Annotated in this window: 16 protein-coding genes; 8 read left to right on the plus strand and 8 right to left on the minus strand. The window is 44.1% G+C overall.

Annotation, left to right across the window (positions count from 1 at the left end; genetic code table 11):
* Nucleotides 1–11: 11 nt before the first annotated feature.
* Nucleotides 12–698 (plus strand): DUF120 domain-containing protein, encoded by a 687-nt coding sequence (locus MA03_RS00990; RefSeq protein ID WP_052883486.1) that lies wholly within the window; start codon nucleotides 12–14, stop codon nucleotides 696–698.
* Here the strand turns inward: MA03_RS00990 and MA03_RS00995 are convergent.
* Genes MA03_RS00995 through MA03_RS01005 form a run of 3 tightly spaced genes read right to left on the minus strand, consistent with a single transcriptional unit; the run spans nucleotide 688 to nucleotide 3222 of the window.
* Nucleotides 688–1086 (minus strand): hypothetical protein, encoded by a 399-nt coding sequence (locus MA03_RS00995; protein ID WP_052883487.1) that lies wholly within the window; start codon nucleotides 1084–1086, stop codon nucleotides 688–690. The two genes, MA03_RS00990 and MA03_RS00995, sit on opposite strands and share 11 nt — an antisense overlap.
* Nucleotides 1087–1122: 36 nt before the next feature.
* Nucleotides 1123–1359 carry a MoaD/ThiS family protein gene (locus MA03_RS01000; protein ID WP_052883488.1) on the minus strand — a complete coding sequence of 79 codons (237 nt, stop codon included), beginning with the start codon at nucleotides 1357–1359 and terminating at the stop codon, nucleotides 1123–1125.
* 6 nt (nucleotides 1360–1365) lie between these two features.
* Entirely contained in the window at nucleotides 1366–3222 is a 1857-nt protein-coding gene (locus MA03_RS01005) for an aldehyde ferredoxin oxidoreductase family protein (protein ID WP_236944896.1), read from the minus strand.
* A 77-nt stretch (nucleotides 3223–3299) separates the two neighbouring features.
* On the opposite strand from MA03_RS01005, the gene MA03_RS01010 reads away from it, so the two are divergent.
* From MA03_RS01010 to MA03_RS01020, 3 genes are read left to right on the plus strand one after another with little or no spacing between them, the layout of a single operon-like run.
* A complete protein-coding gene (locus tag MA03_RS01010) occupies nucleotides 3300–4832 on the plus strand; it encodes an AMP phosphorylase (protein WP_052883489.1) in 1533 nt (510 codons plus the stop codon).
* A gap of 60 nt (nucleotides 4833–4892) precedes the next feature.
* Nucleotides 4893–5303, plus strand: coding sequence for a DUF2153 family protein (locus tag MA03_RS01015; protein WP_191118620.1), 411 nt, complete (start codon nucleotides 4893–4895; stop codon nucleotides 5301–5303).
* Between the two features lie 29 nt (nucleotides 5304–5332).
* Complete coding sequence (locus MA03_RS01020; protein ID WP_052883490.1) at nucleotides 5333–6742, plus strand: UbiD family decarboxylase; 1410 nt, start codon at nucleotides 5333–5335, stop codon at nucleotides 6740–6742.
* Here the strand turns inward: MA03_RS01020 and MA03_RS08545 are convergent.
* On the minus strand, nucleotides 6687–7031 hold the full coding sequence (locus tag MA03_RS08545) for a transcriptional regulator (protein ID WP_191118621.1): 345 nt from the start codon (nucleotides 7029–7031) through the stop codon (nucleotides 6687–6689). The two genes, MA03_RS01020 and MA03_RS08545, sit on opposite strands and share 56 nt — an antisense overlap.
* A gap of 231 nt (nucleotides 7032–7262) precedes the next feature.
* Between MA03_RS08545 and MA03_RS08550 the strand changes: the two genes are divergently transcribed.
* From MA03_RS08550 to MA03_RS01035, 4 genes are all read left to right on the plus strand, one after another.
* Complete coding sequence (locus MA03_RS08550; RefSeq protein WP_191118622.1) at nucleotides 7263–7424, plus strand: DUF5679 domain-containing protein; 162 nt, start codon at nucleotides 7263–7265, stop codon at nucleotides 7422–7424.
* A 71-nt stretch (nucleotides 7425–7495) separates the two neighbouring features.
* Nucleotides 7496–7993 carry a hypothetical protein gene (locus tag MA03_RS01025; RefSeq protein ID WP_052883491.1) on the plus strand — a complete coding sequence of 166 codons (498 nt, stop codon included), beginning with the start codon at nucleotides 7496–7498 and terminating at the stop codon, nucleotides 7991–7993.
* The gene (locus MA03_RS01030; RefSeq protein ID WP_052883492.1) at nucleotides 7993–8985 is read left to right on the plus strand and encodes an SPFH domain-containing protein; all 993 of its coding nucleotides are present in this window, start codon (nucleotides 7993–7995) and stop codon (nucleotides 8983–8985) included. Before MA03_RS01025 ends, MA03_RS01030 begins: the two co-directional genes overlap by 1 nt.
* 8 nt (nucleotides 8986–8993) lie before the next feature.
* A complete protein-coding gene (locus tag MA03_RS01035) occupies nucleotides 8994–9323 on the plus strand; it encodes a hypothetical protein (protein WP_052883493.1) in 330 nt (109 codons plus the stop codon).
* On the opposite strand, the gene MA03_RS01040 is transcribed toward MA03_RS01035, so the two are convergent.
* The 4 genes from MA03_RS01040 to glmS are packed head-to-tail and all read right to left on the minus strand — an operon-like array spanning nucleotide 9313 to nucleotide 14317.
* Nucleotides 9313–10176, minus strand: coding sequence for a nicotinamide mononucleotide deamidase-related protein (locus tag MA03_RS01040; RefSeq protein WP_191118623.1), 864 nt, complete (start codon nucleotides 10174–10176; stop codon nucleotides 9313–9315). The two genes, MA03_RS01035 and MA03_RS01040, sit on opposite strands and share 11 nt — an antisense overlap.
* A 31-nt stretch (nucleotides 10177–10207) precedes the next feature.
* On the minus strand, nucleotides 10208–11320 hold the full coding sequence (locus tag MA03_RS01045; protein ID WP_052883495.1) for a glycosyltransferase: 1113 nt from the start codon (nucleotides 11318–11320) through the stop codon (nucleotides 10208–10210).
* On the minus strand, nucleotides 11317–12498 hold the full coding sequence (locus tag MA03_RS01050; RefSeq protein ID WP_052883496.1) for a sugar phosphate nucleotidyltransferase: 1182 nt from the start codon (nucleotides 12496–12498) through the stop codon (nucleotides 11317–11319). The genes MA03_RS01045 and MA03_RS01050 overlap by 4 nt, the downstream gene beginning before the upstream one ends.
* 1 nt (nucleotide 12499) lies before the next feature.
* The gene (gene glmS, locus MA03_RS01055) at nucleotides 12500–14317 is read right to left on the minus strand and encodes a glutamine--fructose-6-phosphate transaminase (isomerizing) (protein ID WP_052883497.1); all 1818 of its coding nucleotides are present in this window, start codon (nucleotides 14315–14317) and stop codon (nucleotides 12500–12502) included.
* Between the last annotated feature and the right edge of the window lie 6 nt (nucleotides 14318–14323).

Here is a 14323-nt window from a genome sequence, read left to right on the forward strand (position 1 = left end):
ATAATCAAGTCGTGTCTAATCTCACTAAATACGAGATTTTCCCATTGCTCCTAGAACTAGCTAAGAGGAACTGTCTCAACTTTCCTGAAAGGATAAGTCGGACAGAAATAATAAAATCTTTAGATATCTCTGCATGGCGATTTCGGAAGATTCTAAAATATGCTGAGGATGAGGGGTATATTGAGCGTGTGCCTCTAGGGCGTTTTATCGCTTTCAAGATAACGCCTCGAGGGAGAGAGTTACTAGAGAGCATCTATGGGGATTTAAAGAGGATACTTGACTCAGGCTTAACCGTTGAGCTCAGAGGTAAAGTTGTTCCTGGTTTGGGCGAGGGTGCGTACTATCTTAGCATTCCACAGTATGTTGAAGCTTTCAAGGAAGCTCTAGGCTTTGAACCCTTCCCTGGAACGCTTAATGTGAGGCTCGATGAGGACTCAGTGAAGAAGAGAGTTTTCGTAAGGAATTCAGGAAAAGGAATATACATTCCGGGTTCTACTTTGAATGGTAAAAGTTTCTGTGGAGTCACAGTCTATAAGGCTGTGATTAGTGCCAATGGAGTATCTGTATTCGGCGCAGTCCTAGATATTGAAAAAACCAAGCATGGAGATGAAATTCTAGAAGTGATATCTCAGGTGAGATTACGTTCAGAGTTAAAGCTGAGAGATGGAGATCCCGTCGAAATAAGGGTTATGCTTTAGGCTCCTCTACTTCTTTCAATTCAAAAATACAAAATCCCTCTTTGAACTCGACAAGTTTCTCACTAATTGCATAAACTCTTCTGCCCGTGAGCGTACGGATACCGGCTGCCACATAGAAGGGAAGAGGACAGTACTCTCTCAATTGACAATCTGTTCCCTGTACCTTCACTTTAATGCTCTCTCCCTCAATCTCAACATAGCCTTTAAGTTGTACCTTATCGAGTACAATGCCGATCGCCTCATCAATGGAAGACGCTTTCATGTCCTTGAAGACTTCACGGGCAAAGAGCTCTGATGCTACTGCGACCTGGCCCCTTGTAAGGCTGAGCTTTTCAACCAGCTTTCTAATGACTGCAAGCCATAAGTTACAGCAGTGAGCGTCTTGCATCTTGTAAGTATCTATCCAGTGATGTATAAGGTTATTCTAACCTCCTCCGATATGGGGAAGTACCTTGACTTCATCCCCCACCCTTATAGGATGCTCTAGCTCTGCAGGCCTATCATTTACCAGGAAAAAGATTCTACCGAGATGCGGAAGAAGTATAGGGTTTAGGATACTTTTTAGGGTGTAAGTCTTTTCTTCACTTACATCCAATTCTTCAAAGGTTTTGCCGACTAGCTCCGTTACGAAGCCATAATAAAGTATCTTGATTTTTCCCATACCCCCTCAGTAAGTTAGCTGTATAAAACTTTCTAAATCCTTGCATACGTCCGTTAATCCTAGCCTTTCAAGCGTGGACGCTCTAGGAATGCCTCTGTGATCCCACCCAACATACGAGTAGTAGGCACCCAGCATTTCGTCGTATCTATCTATGTCCAGTCTTGCTCCCTTGAATGGCCCTTTTGTTAGCGGACGTGTAAACCATTTCTTAGGTGGATAGTCCCTGCCTCTATGCCAACCTTTACCTTCAGCTTGGAACTCTCTCACCCAGAAAGCTCGGATTAAAGTTAATACTCTCTCAGCAGCTATCAGAAAATCGTCCCAAGTCCAGGATAGCCCCGTAGCGAGGTTAAACAGCCTTACATACCAGTCCAACTCTAGACTTACCTCAACCCAGGGCAACCTACATGATACCAGCATTTCAAAAACCCCACCTCTTATTCTTTGAAGCTCGAATACCCTGAACGCTTTTTGACGTGTATACTCGAACCTTCCGTGTGCTACTTCCCATGATATAACCCATGCGTCTTTATGATGGGCTCCCACTGTGCTTACACCATATGATAGTGCCATGGCCGGTGCGGCGTGGCAGTCATAAGCAGAAACACTAAGTCCCTTAACGTGGACAGCAATTTCATCCCCTCCAAGCTTGAGTGAGGCGTGCTCTAAGCCCTCTGCAAGCAGGTCGCCCAGGCCCCGCCGATAAACGATATCCTCGGATAATTCAAGCATCGAGTTAAAGTCTCCGAAATCAATCTTCTCCTCTATGATTTTGCTTTGAGAGGCCTCCGCTGCAAAACCCAGAGCGGCACCAAGGCCAATAGTATCAATTCCCCACATGTCGGCAAGCCTGTTAAGCCTTGCGATCTTGGCCAGGTCATTAAGACCTATGTTGGAACCGAGCATGGCTACATTCTCGTAGTCAAGTTCAGAGATCTCTCCAGTATCATCTAGAATATAATTTCCGCAGGGCATGTTGCAGTTAGGGCATCCTCGCTGCCCTTTCTTCATCCGCTCCATTGCATTCCCGTCGATATTCTCGCTAAACTCGAAGACACCCTCACTGAAATTATAGGTTGGTAGTACGCCGTTAGCCTGCGACCATTGTATTGTTGACATGGTTCCCTGTCTCATCCAGAAAGAATAAGCCGGCTTCTTCTTAATCTCTGCATATGCCTCGGCTGCTAGCTTTTTATACTCCTCTGGATCGTGGAGCTCAGGAAGTCTATCTCCTGAAAACACTATAGCTTTCAAGTTTTTGCTACCCATAACCGCTCCTATGCCTGGCCTACCACCGCTCCTACCCTCCTGTGACATAACCGTAGCGAGCTTTACCTTATTTTCGCCAGCCGGCCCAATGAGAAGTATACCTGTGTTTCTCCCATGTTTCTTTCGGAGTATCCTCTCGCTGGTAAATGTATCTCTGCCCCAGAGGTCTTCAGCCGGACTAAACTCGACTTTCCCATCGTAAATGTGTAAGTAGACAGGTTTCTCGGATTTCCCTGTTACCACTAGAGCATCGTAACCAGCGTATCTCATATAAACGGCTCCCAAGCTCCCAATATTTCCGTCTCCGTAACCGTGTGTGAGTGGACTCTTAGCTGCAACGACGAGTTTTCCAGTGCTTGGGCCGGGAAGACCTGTTATAGGCCCTGTTGCTATCACAAGCAAGTTGTGTGGTGAGAAAGGATCTAGTCCTGGGGGAAGGTAATCCCACAATATACGTGCAGCAAATCCTCTCCCACCTATGTATTTTTGGGCGAATGAGCCATCGTATTCATGTATCTTGATCTTCCTATTGGATAAGTCAATCCATAATATCCTCCCATTCCATCCTTTCAGCATCATTTTTATTTCCTGCACAGTACTAGTTAAAACTTATTTCGATAAATATATAAATAAGAATGGGGATAAAATGAACCCTCATCGGTGATGAGCATATGGAGCTCAGAACTAAACTGCTACCTTATGAGAGTATTCATCACACGGTGGTGCTTGACCAGTCTTTAGCAAGAAAACTCGATCTTAAACCAAACGATAGGGTTCGTGTCCAATCCAAAACTAAAAGTATCATTGCGGCGGTCAACATTGCAAAGGAATTTCCAAACGACTCGGTAGGACTTTACTTAAACGTAGCTAAGACCCTTGGGGTAAATGAGGGAGATCTTGTTGAGGTCGAGCCTACGGAACCTCCCAAGTCTCTGAATACTCTCCGTAAAAAGCTTTCAAGAGGTAAAATAACTTTCGATGAAGCTTTACAGCTTATGCGTGATGTAGTCGAGGGAGTTTTGAGCGAAGTAGAGCTTGCCGCACTGGTAACGGCTATTCATTTCCAAGGTCTTTCAATAGATGAAGCCTACAATCTAACAGTAGCCATGGTTGAAACCGGGAAGAGATTATCCTTGAACAGACAAACAATTCTTGATAAACATAGCCTGGGGGGAGTCCCTGGAGATAAGACAAGTCTCATAGTAGTTCCCATAATAGCGTCGCTGGGATTCACAATACCAAAGACATCCTCCAGAGCAATAACGTCACCAGCCGGGACAGCAGACAGGATGGAAGCCCTAGCCCCCGTGAACCTCTCAATAGAAGAAATGACCCGTGTAATCGAGAAGACTAACGGCTGCATAGTTTGGGGTGGGGCATTAAACCTGGCTCCTGCAGACGACATAATTATTCGTGTCGAATACCCCTTAGGGATAGACCCCTTCTTTGTGCCGTCCATCCTGGCTAAGAAGCTTGCAGTGGGTTCTACCCACGTAGTGCTCGATATACCCACAGGCAGGGGGACTAAAGCTCGCACCATTGAGGAGGCCCGCAGGATTTCATATGATTTCATAGAGCTTGGATCCATGCTTGGCCTTAAGCTTCAGGCTGTAGCAACCTATGCCGAGGAGCCCTTAGGTTATGCTGTTGGTCCGAGCTTAGAGGCAAGGGAAGCGCTTCTAGCCTTATCTACGCTTAAACCTATGGATCTTGTAGATAAGGCGGTCACCCTAGCAGGTACACTGCTTGAGATGGTGGGGATTCAAAACGGTTATGAGGTGGCGTATGAGGCTCTACGCTCCGGAAAGGCTGAAAAGAAACTTCGACAAATAATAGAGGCACAGGGAGGGAACCCTGAGATAAAGCCCGAGGAGTTGCCCGTCGGAGATAAAACTTACACATATTATGCTGAAGAAGAAGGTTTTGTATACTATATCGATAATCCTTTGGTTGCACTTATAGGTAAGATGGCCGGCGCTCCACTTGACAAGGGAGCTGGGGTTCTACTCCACGTAAAAATAGGTGATAAAGTTAAACCCGGGGATCCGCTGTTTACAGTATATTCCTCCAGTTCAGTGAAGATACAGAGTGTTGAAAAGATGCTAGCATCATCCAAAGTTATTGGTATCGGCAAGATAGCTGGCAGAAAAATGCTACTCGAGAGAATAAGTTTCACTCCAACGAGACCCACCTTTGAAAGATAATGTCAAGTTTTAGCACAGCAAGTTTTTTAGACACTATTACTAGTTGAACGCGTGGATAACGTGGGTGAGTTTATAAAGCTGTTCGCAAGCAACCTAACTAACTGGGTACAAGCTCAGAAGACATTCCTGGACTCTGCGCGCTCAATAGAGACTGACCTTGTCAATGCGGATCGACTGGAGTTGATACTGGCTACTCGTGCGGCATTCACCCACATGGTTAAAACAATAGAGGCTTTTGACAAGTGGTTGCAGGATCCCTTTATAGTAGGTCATATGCCTAGAGAGATGCTCTTAGACATACAGAGAAATGTTTGGGAGATTTTAAAGAAACTTCTTGAACTCGATATAAAACATACCTCAGAGTTCAGAGACATGTTATTGAAATTAGCTGAGGAAGGCAAGTTAAATCCTCTCCTCTTTGCACCTAGAGAGGAGTCTAGAAGGGAGGATAGATTTCATATAAGCTATTGACAGAATGAAAGATTCTCAGGTGCTGAGAGGTGAGCATAGGGGACCTTGTGGAGACTTTGAGGAACGGTAAGCATTTGATTGAAATCGAGGAGAGCGTTTTAGCCGACTACGAACTTCCTTGGTTTACCGTCAACCTAGCTCGTAAAACGTCGAAAGCATTACTTTTTAAAGATGTAGTGGATAAGGAGTACCCAGTTACGACGAATATCTATTTGGGCAAGATAGATATATCTTTTCACAACAGTACATCACTAATAGTTGAAAATTTTAAGAGGCTTATCTCGATCCTTCTTAACGTATCATTAGACCCTTCCTCTAAGATAAGCGTTTTAGCCTCATTTGCCTGGATCTCCGACGTATACCCGAGAGTCGTAGGAAGCCAGGGATTCCTAAGACGCTCGGCACTTGAATTTGACCTCACAGGTCTGCCAGCAGTAAGACATACAGCCCGAGAAGAGCACCCGGTTATCAAAAACCCAGTTATTCTACTCTCGGATCCGAAGACTGGCCAAACAATATTATTCTCAGAACCAGTCCAGGTTATAGATGAGAAGACCCTACTCGTTCACATACCCAGATCATCGAAAGCTTTTATGTTTCTAGAGGAGTCTACAAAACATAGTGAGGCGATTAACGCCGCGATAATAATCGGTGTTTCGCCTTACCTTCAACTCGTCTCGAAAATGGATTGGCTTCCTTGGTTTAACAAATATCTGCTCGCAGGTGGTTTATCAGGAGGACCGGTCAACCTAATGAGGGTAGATGGAAATCTCTACGTACCTTTTGATGCCGAGACGATTATCTTAGGAGAGCTTGTGCCGGGCGATGTTAGGCCTGAAGGAAAAATGCTCTATGAAGACATGAGATATTATGGAGGTTTTCCAATGCCTTTAGTACGTGCGAAAGCCCTGATGCACAAGCCTGAACCCGTATTTTATACGTCGATAACGCATCCATACCTTAGTGACGAGTATGCTCTTAACAATCTGCGAGAACAACTAATGACGGAGTATGTAAGGCTTCTCGCTCCCGATGTTTCCTATCTAAGCTTTCTAAGCTTCGACGCGTATAGAACAGTAGTCGTCGGCTTAAAAAATGCGAACTCAAGGCGTGCTTACGAGATAGGTGTTCTTCTATTTTCTCTAAAGCTCACTCCTTATCTTGACACTGTAGTGGTAGTATCGGCCGAAAACAAAGTTGAGAAGGTTGAGAATCTTGCCTCAATGCTTTTGACCTCACTTGCCTCAAATAGAATCCTATACTTTGAAAATCCTCAAGAAGAGGAGTTATTGAGAGATGCACGTCGCGAGAAAGTAATAGTTGATGCTACCTCTCTACGCTTAGATTATATTTCAGAAAGAGATGTTTTAACTAGCGACGAATTCAAAGATTCCCGTGAAAAATACGAGAAGATTCTGCAAGAACTTCGGGGTGAGTAGCTCTTATGTATCTACATATTTCACATAATATCTCTTCTCGATTGATTTTCTTGTCGATAAGCAGCTTTGTTACCTCTTGTATTTTTTCCTCAAGATCTTTAGAAGCTGACATTGCTGTCCACTTTCCACGTTGCTGATTAATGTATCTGCTAATGCTTGACTGGCTGACGCCGAGCAACCTCGCGATCTGAATTTGTGTCAAGCCCAGTTCTTCATACATGTATCTTACAATGATCCCCCTTATGCTTGGTAGTACTTTTTTCCCTATTATTTCACAGGGCGCTTGCATCTAAAATCACTCCTAGTTAATATGTATGACACCGTCAATAAATGTGTTGTTGTAGGGGAGTCTTAGCAGACTCTATAAAATTTCTGTTTAAAATAAGCTACGAATACCTTTTGAAGAAATAAATCTCTTTTTAAAAATAACGAAATAAATACTACCGTTATACAAAAGAAGAGAATTTTGAGACGCAAAGGATATATACCTCCAATAGGAAATTAGTCTTGGTGAAAACCAATGCCCGAAAAAATCATGGCATACTGCGTTAAGTGCCGCAAACAGGTCGAAATGAAGAACCCTCAGCAGGTAACTCTTAAGAACGGCAGGCTTGCTTACAAGGGCACATGCCCTCACTGTGGCACTACTGTCTACAGATTCATTGGCAGGGTAAAACAATAAAGCAGCTAGGAACCTAATAGGAATACATCAAAAATATATTTGCTTTTTCTCATTTTCTGTTGATGGTTTAGATGAGTAAAGATACTACTCTACTCGAGAAGCTGGAGTTAATGGTTCCAGGTTTCCGAGGATACAAGCAAAAGGAGCTTATCCGCGAGGACGATGCCCTTGTAAGGCGCAAGATCGCCTCTATACTGGATGATGCTAGGATTAGAGTAGAGCGTTTGATCTCGGCTGTAAAAAAGAAAAATATTTCAGCAGCTCTAAGGCTCGACGACTTGAGACTCGAACTCATGAAAGCTTCTCAGATGATAAAGCATGCAAGTTATGGATACTCCGGCCTCTTCGACCGCGTGAAAATTCGCGAGAAGGAACTTCAAACACTCCTCGAACTAGACTACAAACTCTTAACTCAAGCATCAAAAGTAATGGAGAAAGTTCTCGAACTCTCTACTGTTACGGATCAAGAACTAATGGAGAAAATAAATAACGCCATAGATATCGTGAGGCAAATGGAGGACGACATAAATCAACGTGAAAACCTCTTTAAGACAGTGGTGAGCGAGTAGTGTCTAAAGGTTCACTTCCTGTGATAAGATGGGTAAACCCTTCACCGGACGATATCGTATGGAGGTATCCAAATGAGGATTTAAAGCTAGGCTCGGTCGTCATAGTCGAAGAGTACCAGGCGGCAGTGTTCTTTCGAGATGGAAAAGCATATGACGTTTTGGGTCCTGGGCGTCACGTATTATCCACTCTTAATATTCCTTTACTTGCAGAAGCTTACAAGATAGTTTATTCGGAGACTCCATTCAAGGCTACTATCATATTTGTTAATCTTAAACAATTTCAAGGAAAGTTTGGAGGACAGACCCAAACGCAGGATCTGGCGCCTTTGAAATTCTATGGGAGCTTCTGGTTTAGAGTCGCTGATCCCAAACTTTTTGTGGTAGAGGTTGTTGGCGCTCAGAGAGCCTACGACACAGAGTCTGTAAACAGGTTTCTAAGAGGATATTTTCTAGAAAATGCCATGGCCTCGCTCAGCAAATACAAACTCGCTGAGGTTTTCTCTAATATTGACAAGGTTACAGCTGAGCTGAAATTCGACCTATTAGAACCCTTCAGGCGTATAGGCTTAGAGCTCATCGACATAAAAATGGAGGGACTGGACACGACACCCGAGTACCGCGACAGGATTTTCTGGATTACTCAGACAGGGACAGCTACAGAGGTTATGCGTATGGACACGATAAAAAGCGTAGCTCAAGAGCTGGGTAAATCACCTGGAGCCTCGATTGGGACAGGCATGGTAGTGATTCCTCCGCTCTTATACCCTCAGCCTGCCCCCCAGCAGCCTCCTGCACCAGCTGTAGCTCAACAGCAGCCGCAACAACCACAACAGACCGGCATACAGTGTCCCAAGTGCGGGACCATAAACCCGCCCGGAGCAAGATTTTGCTACAATTGTGGTACACCCCTGACTAAGAAATGTCCTAAGTGTGGAAACGACGTCCCATTGAACGCAAAATTCTGTCCCTACTGTGGTAATCCCCTTACCTAGGTGAGCAGATGAATTTAGCAACATTGCTCATACTGATTTCATGGGGACTCGCTTTCGTCATTATAGGACTTGGGTTAATCACGGGCTACGAAGTCTTCCCGCTGGTAATAACAGTTTCCGGGCTATCCCTACTGTTCAGGGCGTTTGGGGTAAAGTGCCGAGCAGATAAATGCAGGGACAGGGGCTTTTTGCTTCTATGGTCTGTTTTTCTCCTAGAATCTGGGCCTTTGATAGAGCTTTATAAATATTATCCTTCACCAGCTCTTATCATTGGTATCTTCTTAATAGTGCTGGCAGTTTCAGCCTACATAATAGATAAAAAATATTCTATAATTTGACGCCCGGCTCCTTTAAAACAATTATTTCCCCGCCCAGCTTCTTAGCACTCATGAGTATGTACTCAAAGCATGATCGAAGCTGTGACATGTTCTCGATACCAAAAGTGATAAGATGTATTTCGAGAACAGGAGAACCTAGCTCCACGCCCTTAGGATGACTCTTTACATATACTGACTTATACCTCTCGGCAGCGTCCTTTACGAAAGGGGCAAACTCAGACTCAGGAATACCTTTGATCGTTAAAAGTGCTTCATAAAAATCAATTCTCTGAAACTCCCTCTCAATAATCGGCTGTACACTCGTCTTAAAAACGGCCTCAACTTCGCGAGGTGGTCCCGGGAGAACAAAGAAGTGAACTCCACGGTATTTGAGGTAAACTCCCGGTGCGGTACCAGCCGGGTTATCCAACGGTTTAGATCCCAAGGGAAGATACGCCATTTTAATTCTTTCTGGTGTTAGAGGCAAACCCCTCGAAGAATACTTCTCCCTTACAAGGGCGAGCGCCTCAGCGTTCAACACTAGCGGTAGGCTGAAAGCTCGAGCTAACCCTTCAACTGTTTTATCGTCGAAAGTAGGTCCAAGGCCCCCTGTAGAGATGACCAGCTGGACTTTTCTCTCAATTGCTGAAAGAAATGCCGATGCGATTTCAGACACATCATCTTTAACAATAACGATAGAATCTACAATGAACCCCATTTTTGTAAGCTCTCCTGAAAGCCAGTGGGCATTCGTGTTCAAAACTTTCCCTATGAGAAGCTCGTTTCCAATACTTAGGATCATTGCCTTGTTAAATTGCATAGGAGGATGCTCAGCCTCTAGTTTATTCGTCACGCTATCAGCCGTCTCTTCCATCATCACCGAATTACAGTAAGAGAGTTTAAACTTAAATTTTCCAGTCTCGAGTATCCACTTTTTTCAAGATAAAAGTTCTAAGAAAGCTTGCCATCATTATAGATGACCAGATCGGTGAATAGAAGAAGAAATACAAAGTGAGCCACAATGGTTTTACCTCATATCCTATCCTTCGACCGAACGCGTAAACGATGGTGGAATAAGCGAGAAAGTATGGAATGGTGAAATATATCTGAGGAGGTAGAAATGCTAAAACAGCATCTGCCAAGTAAACTATCGGTAGAAGTGGGGCAAAGAAACCAAGACCCAAGTGCCATAAGGTAACGAGGAAACCGGATATTGCTGGGAAAAATAAAAGAATCTCCGCCATGAAAATAAATATCCAAGGAAACATTACCACTAGGGCTGAGAGAGATTCAAGCGGGTACGATAGGCTACCTTTGTATAAGAGTGGAAAGTACTCCTTTAACCATAACCATGCCCCCTGGGACCATCTTAGTCTTTGATTTATCCATTCACGTACACTTGATGGAGGATCTACTACAACATAGGAAGAATAAAAGTACCTGTATCGTAAGTTAAGATAAAAGCTCCTAAACCCTATATCCATGTCCTCTAGAAGACAGTTCTTAAATCCTCCAAGCTCCTTCAAAGCATTTCTTCTGAAGGCAAAGGCTGCGCCGTTGAGTCCAGCACAACGCTTTACCCTTCTATCGAAGATGTAACTTGCAATTCCGAAGGAAAGGTAGTCGTAATAGATGAGTTTTCCGATCAGCCCTTTATTCTTAGAAATCTTCTTTATTTCCATAACGTCATATTTTTCGATTTCCTTAAGTAGTGCGTCTAGGAATGCTGAATCCCTTATGGTGACATCACTATCCAAGAAAATAAGGACCTCGCCTCTAGCGAGCGATAAGGCATCATTAAGCGCCGCGACCTTTCCCCTCCTAACATCACTTACTGAAAGAACTATCTTTTCCCGATACATAGACAATATCTCTTTCAACTTTTCACTAGGCTCGTCGACGCTTGCTATAACTTCGATCGTATCGCCTAAAGAGTTTTGCAGGAAAAACTCTAGTAGTTGTTGGATGTTCTCGGGTTCACGGTAAGCTGTAAGAATTACTGTAATCTTTGGTCTCATTGCACGCCCTCAATATGCCCATCCCTGTGAACTTTAACAGCAGGTCCCAATACAGTTCCAGACTTAATGCGTGCGTATGGAGATACAAAGGCTCCTAGTTTCTTCTTCTTACCGACAATACCTTGTAATGGAAGTTCGCGTACTGCGGTAAAGTTCTCAGGTAGCATGCTGATAACCGTTGTACGGGGTTCAGCCACGCTCCCATACCCCAAAACGCTATCGGTGATCAGCGAAAAGCTACCCACTGTAGAGAAAGGTTGTAGAACGCTACGCTTTATCTCAGAGTAAGCCCCGACAACAACGTTCTCCTCGATCGAAGTATATTCCCTAATGAAAGCTCCCATACCTATAAAGGAGTTCCTTCCAATGTACACAGGACCCTTTATAACTGCATAGTGATCCACAGTAGCTCCTTCATCTATTATTACGCATCCTTCAAGGATGGCTGTAGGAGAAACCTTGGCACTCGGTGCTATTATTTTCCCGCACTTCTTATCTATCAGGCTGTATAAGGCGTTTATAAGATCCCAGGGATAGTCGACAGCTATCCAGTCCCCCGTCCAGAAGGCTGCATACACGCCAGTCTTCTCGATTAGCTGATTAAGAGCTTCAAAGAACGACGAGTCATTTTTTAAAAGTGAAAAGAACTCTGAAGGTAGAATGAAAATCCCTCCCACCACATAGCTCGTCTCATCGCTATATCCTCCTGGAAGGAACCTTGTGATCATGTTCTCGCGTACTATAGCAGATCCAAAAGATTGGATGTTCGAGCTGGGGATAAGTAGTGCTGAAGGTCTACCACTCCCTGCGTGAACATCAAGAACAAGTCTAAACGCCTCCTCATTGACTATTACGTCACCGTAAGCAAGCATGAACCATTCTTCTCCCTCGGTAAACTCTCTAGAGGCTAAAAGTGCTCCCTCAATGCCAGGTTCCTGCTGGGTCTTAACAGATACATGAGCGGATAATCCTGTTGCCTGGAGATGTCTGATTATCTCGCCAAGAGGTGTATCGGATGAGGTTACTACCAAGCCCTTGCCAGCTACAACCTTTAAAGCCGTCTGAAGTGGATACATGAAGAGAGGTTTTCCCATTATGTTAAGCAGAGCACGGGAGTAACCCTCTGTTAAGGGTAGCATCCTTTTTGTCTGTCCTCCCGTCAATACGACTACACGCATTCTACTCCACCGTAACTGTCTTGGCCAAGTTTCTAGGCTTATCAGGGTCATAACCTTTAGCCACGGCTGCATAATAGGCTAAGAGTTGCAACGGAATAGTCTCTAGGACTGGTAGTAACAGTTCATCACTTGAGGGTACTATAATTCTTTCATCAACTCTGCTTACGAGTTCAGACTGTTCTCCAAAAATACCGATGGTAAATGCTCCTCTAGCCTTCATCTCCTCAATGTTTCCAACAAGCTTTCTTTCAAGATTCTTCTCTATTGACACAAACACAACTGGGAATCCTGGCTCGACAAGAGCAATGGGACCATGTTTGCTTTCTCCTGCGGGATACCCCTCAGCGTGGACATATGCTATTTCTTTGAGTTTCAGAGCTCCCTCGAGAGCTATAGGAAGCCCTAGACCTCTCCCCAGGTAATAAACACTATGCCTACTCGAGATAACCTGACTTAGACGTCTAGCCCAACCCTCGCTTCGACTAATAGTTCTAGTAGCCAGATCGGGTAGTTTCATTATTCTTCCTTTTATCTCAGATAACTCGTCTCTCCCAATTTTACCTGTGTAGAAGGACACAAGTGAGGATAGCCAGGTAAGGGCTGTTAGCTGTGTAGTAAACGTTTTTGTTGCAGCAACACCTATTTCTGGACCAGCCTTCATGTAGACTGGAAGATGGCTCTCCCGTGATATCACACTTCCTATAACGTTTGTTAAAGATATTATTTTGCATCCTCTTTCTTTGAAGGATCTCAAAGCCATTAGAGTGTCTATTGTCTCTCCACTCTGTGAGACAGCCACCAGGACATCTTCCTTGTTCGCCAAATTAGCATAGGACTCGTACTCGCTGGATATAAACGGTATAACCTTCTTTCCAGCCAATCTAGCTGTCAAAAGCGAGAAATATAGGGACGCATGAAAACTCGTGCCAGCAGCTGTTATAAAGATGTTTCCGCTAGATGCAAGAGTGCTCGCAGCCGCTTCATAATCTTTGCTGAACCCAAAGATGGTATCCCCGATCACACGTGGCTGTTCGTGAATCTCCTTTAGCATGAAATGCGGGTATCCCTCTTTTCTCGCAGATTCTGGGGACCAATCCACTTCAAGAATTCTACTTGGAATATCTACTACTCTGCCACTCATATCTTCAATATGAATTGTTTTAGATGAGACATATCCAATCTCGCCGTCATTTAGAGGTATAACTTTACGCGTGTATTCTAGGAAAGCGGGGATATCCGAGGCTAGAAAAACAATATCCACACCTACCCCAATTATAAGTGGCGAGTATCGCCTTGCAAAGTAGATCCTATCTGGTGTGTCTATTATTAGGACGGCCAACGCGTAACTTCCTCTAAGCCTTTCAACCGCTTTTTTAAAAGCCTCATAGGGCTCTAATCCTTGATAAAGGTAATCCTCAATAAGGTGCGCTATTACTTCTGTGTCCGTTTGACTCTTAAATTCATGCGACTTTCTCATAAGTTCTTCCTTTAATTCGAGATAATTTTCAATGATTCCGTTATGTACCACGGCTACCCTATCTTTGCAGTCAATATGCGGATGTGCATTATTATCTGTAGGTGGTCCATGAGTAGCCCATCTAGTGTGGCCTATTCCGATATTACCTCTTAGACATTGCAGGCAAAGCCTAAGGTCGACCTCGTCTATCTTTCCCGCACCTTTAGCAACTGTGATTTTGCCATCATTTATAGTAGCGATACCTACGCTATCATATCCTCTGTACTCTAATTTTCTTAAGCATTCTCTTAGAAGATACCCAGCGCTAATATTTTCGCCGGCGACCCCGACTATCCCGCACACAGGTGG

The organism is Thermofilum uzonense, assembly GCF_000993805.1.
GTDB lineage: Archaea > Thermoproteota > Thermoprotei > Thermofilales > Thermofilaceae > Thermofilum > Thermofilum uzonense.